A 3,695-nucleotide genomic window follows, 5' to 3' on the forward strand; every position below is an offset into this window, starting at 1 on the left:
AGCGTGGCGAGCCTGGCCCCAAGGGTGACCGTGGAGAGCGTGGCGAGCAGGGTCCTAAGGGTGAACCTGGCGGACTGGACGCGGAAGCTGCCGCACTTGTGCAGCGCCTCGCCTCCGGGGCAGCCCCGCGCGATACTGGCTGGCGACGCGAAGAGTCCCCAGCCCTCGCCGCCGGAGCTCTCTTCTACCGTCGCGTCGGAGACTGGTGCATCATCGCCGCCCGCGGCGGCAACTGGGACACCATCACTGTCCACGACCGCCCCGACATCCCAGATACAATCTATCGTGACGTGGGCGCAAAAATTCGTCTCACCTTGACCGCCCCAGTCGGTTGGCAATCCACCCAGCCGGTACTAGCCCCCGTGGTCACAGACGATGGAGAATCCCGAGGCATCCTCATCCTCCACTCAAGGGGCGACGGGAATCGTATCACCTGGCGCCGCGGAAACCTCGACCTTTCCCTACAAAACCGCAGCAACCTGCGGTGTGGCCTGCTCATCTACCCAGCCTCCGACCCGTTCCCGACCGCACTGCCGGGCACCCCCGCCTAAACGTGGCGCGGGAACACCAAAAAAATTATTCACTGAGAAAGGACGGTAACCAGACATGGCTACCATCGCACAAGAACTCGCTGCCTCCCAGGACGCCGACCTGCTCAAGCGCGCCACCCAGGCCGCCCAGCGCCAGCGTATCCCCAACGCCCAGTACTCCGTCGAGGCAAACATTGGACTGCTCGTCTCCCTGCCCGCCGGGGCAGGCTCCACCCAGACCATCGCAGACGAACACGCCTACGCCGTCACTGAGCATGCCAAGGCCGTGGCAGCACTAAATGAGGCGCAGGCCGAACTGGACGCCAAGCGTGCCGCGCTCGCTTCTCCTGGTGCGGACCCCACCCGCGTGACGGATGAGTACATCATGCACGCCATCGGGGTTCTCTTTAAGGCACCCAATGCCGAAGAAACCACCACTGTGGGAGAGTAGGCGCGGTGATGTTGCCGGAGATTCCCCGCATCGGGCACCCGGTGCTGGACGGCATCATCCAAGCCGTCGTCTCAGTCGGAGCTGTGCTCTTCTCCCTGCTGATTGTCTGGCTCAAGTGGGGTGCCCCGCAATGGGAGCGTCTGAACTCCAAGGTGCGCTCCATCAAGGAGCAGACCAACAACAGCCATGAGACGAACTTGCGTGATGACCTGGATAAGGTTCTTGAGCGGGTGGAGCAGGTGAGTGCAGCGCTGACACAGATGCAGGGAGATACGAACACAGCCCTGCGGAGCGTGGGGAAACAGCTGGACACCATCGCCGAGGACTTCGCTACAGCTCGCGTCGAACACGCCGATTTCCGGAAAGATATTGGTGGGCTGCGGGATGAGATGCGGCATGCGCGTAAGCGCCATGATGCCAGCGAGGACAGGATTACCGCCATCGAAAAACAGGGCGGCTCATAACCAAATTATGCGCCCGCCACTCATCACAGGTGAGTGGCGGGCGCACTTGTATAGAAGGGAGACCTGATGTCTCAACCTCACCGGACTGTAAGCGTCGTCGATGCAGGCGCAGACCCTACTGGGGTAACCGATTCGACAGCAATCATCAACGCGGCAATCCACGCCACGCACATCGCTGGTGGCGGCACCGTCTACCTGCCAGCAGGACATTACAAAGTCTCAGAGCCGTTCATCGAGTTGCTTGGTGGTGTGCATCTGCAGGGCGCTGGGCGCGAATCGACCGTGATTTTTGCTGATACTAGTGCCGGCTCGTCTATCAAGACCGCAATCATCCACGCAGGGTCTTGGTCTACCCCGCGTGTCGGCAAGGACAACCTGCTGATGGGTGTCTCTGACCTCTGGATCAAGAGCTCTCACCCTCGCCCGTCGCATGTCTCGTCAGCGACCCCGCGACCTGGTCAGGACGGCATGCACCCGAGTATTGGTGGCATCCTGCTGAACACCGAGCTGGGCGACAAGCCGCCGGAGCCGGACGGTGCACATCGCATCGAGAATGTCCTCATCTGGGATGCCGCGTTCGGTGTGGCTGTGCTGGGTCTGGATGACCAGGGCTGTCAGCTGCGGAACATCCGCGTCCGCCGCACTCTGGGTGCTGGCGTGGTGGTGGGCAAATCGCCGGAGCATATTGCATCGGTGACGGCTGGTCGCCGTGAAATTGGTGCAGCAGACAACATCCTTGACTGCGTGGACGTGTCAGGTGCGAATATTGCAGGCGGCACTAATGCCGGCTTCGAGATCTACGCGACCAATACCACTCTGATTGGTTGCAAGTCCTGGTACAACCGCCGCTCGATTCACGGGGCAGAGGGACGACCCGGCGGCATCTGGGACACCTCCAACATGCACCGCTTCACCGCCGCCGGCGCTGGCTTCTTCATCCGCGGCGGACGCAACCTGCTCGCCTCGTGCACCGCACAGGAAAACGGCGGCCACGGCTTTGTGATGGTGGGTCATTCCTCGCAGGTCACCGGGTGCCGCGGTGCCTCAAGCTCCTGGCATGACTGTGTCAGCGGTGATGCTAAGCCCAGCGAGGCGGCGGACTTTTTCGTTACGAATTGGGCGCATCACCTCATCTTCTCGAACAACATTGCGCAGGCAGAGTACAAGGGCAAATCCGCGAAGTACGGTGTCGCCGTCGAGAAGTGGGCACACGACATCAGCGGCACCTCAAACATGACCGTGGACATCCCCACCCCGCACCGCGCCACCGACATGGGCGTGGCTGTGAAGCTGGAAATCAACACCAACACCATTAATTAAGGAGACAACACTATGAAGTATGTCGATATCACCGAATACAACGCCACTTCGTTCACCGAAGCAAACCGCACCATCAACGACATCGACACCATCGTTATCCACCACTGGGGTAATGACGGTCAGCGCTTCGAGGACGTCTGTAATTTCTTCGTCGGCGGCCCCGGCACCTCCGCCCACTTTGTGGTGGAGGCAGGCCGCTGCGCCCAGCTCGTCGAAATTAAGGACATCGCCTGGCATGCAGGTAACTGGGCGGCAAACCAGCGTTCGATTGGTATCGAATGCCGCCCCGAGATGAGCAACGAAGACTTCGAGACCGTCGCCCAGGTAATCGCTGATCTGGAGACTTCTTACAACCGTAGCTTCTACGTGCACGGCCACAAGGACTTCTTCAATACTGCCTGCCCGGGGCGCTGGTATGACCAGTTGGACCGCCTCATTGACCGTGTGAACGCAATCAAGGAGGGTAAGGTTGAGCGCGGCGTTGAGAATGTCCCCGCACCGCTGGATAAGGCGGAGGTCTCGGCTCTGCGTGCGTCGTGGGAGAAGCTGCAGAACGCGGTAGATGAGCTGGGCAAGGAGATTGACAACAATGCGTAACATGACGCCTCGTCAGCGCGCGGCACTCCGTAAGAGTATTTATCTCGTTGCGCCTGCGCTGTCTGCGGTACTGGTTGTTTTCGGTGTTTGGACGAATGAACAGGCGACCACCGTGACCGGCGCTGTGACTACCATCCTCACGACTGCGCTCGCGTTCTTCAACACTGACCCGGCCCTGTATGAAGGCACCGCCGGCGATGGCGATGCATCTGCGGAGCCTGGCGGCTCTGCTGAAAGTGGGGAGTAAATGGGGACCAACCCCAACCGCCCCCTATTTCTACCCCGGAATATCAAGGAAGCCAGGCTTTTTCATAAACAAGGCTTTCTAAAACT

5 protein-coding genes are annotated in these 3,695 nt (G+C 60.5%); all 5 read left to right on the forward strand.

What is annotated here, in order from left to right:
* Nucleotides 1–606 precede the first annotated feature (606 nt).
* The 5 genes from HMPREF2980_RS06170 (at nucleotide 607) to HMPREF2980_RS06190 (ending at nucleotide 3,609) form a co-directional block, all read left to right on the forward strand.
* A complete protein-coding gene (locus HMPREF2980_RS06170) occupies nucleotides 607–981 on the forward strand; it encodes a hypothetical protein (protein WP_070690816.1) in 375 nt (124 codons plus the stop codon).
* An 8-nt stretch (nucleotides 982–989) separates the two neighbouring features.
* On the forward strand, nucleotides 990–1,445 hold the full coding sequence (locus HMPREF2980_RS06175) for a DUF2746 domain-containing protein (protein WP_070690818.1): 456 nt from the start codon (nucleotides 990–992) through the stop codon (nucleotides 1,443–1,445).
* Between the two features lie 66 nt (nucleotides 1,446–1,511).
* A complete protein-coding gene (locus tag HMPREF2980_RS06180; RefSeq protein WP_083313511.1) occupies nucleotides 1,512–2,765 on the forward strand; it encodes a glycosyl hydrolase family 28-related protein in 1,254 nt (417 codons plus the stop codon).
* 12 nt (nucleotides 2,766–2,777) lie between these two features.
* Nucleotides 2,778–3,362 (forward strand): peptidoglycan recognition protein family protein, encoded by a 585-nt coding sequence (locus tag HMPREF2980_RS06185; protein ID WP_070690824.1) that lies wholly within the window; start codon nucleotides 2,778–2,780, stop codon nucleotides 3,360–3,362.
* A complete protein-coding gene (locus HMPREF2980_RS06190; protein WP_070690828.1) occupies nucleotides 3,355–3,609 on the forward strand; it encodes a hypothetical protein in 255 nt (84 codons plus the stop codon). Before HMPREF2980_RS06185 ends, HMPREF2980_RS06190 begins: the two co-directional genes overlap by 8 nt.
* Nucleotides 3,610–3,695: the final 86 nt, after the last annotated feature.

Source organism: Rothia sp. HMSC076D04 (genome assembly GCF_001814645.1).
Lineage (GTDB): Bacteria > Actinomycetota > Actinomycetes > Actinomycetales > Micrococcaceae > Rothia > Rothia mucilaginosa.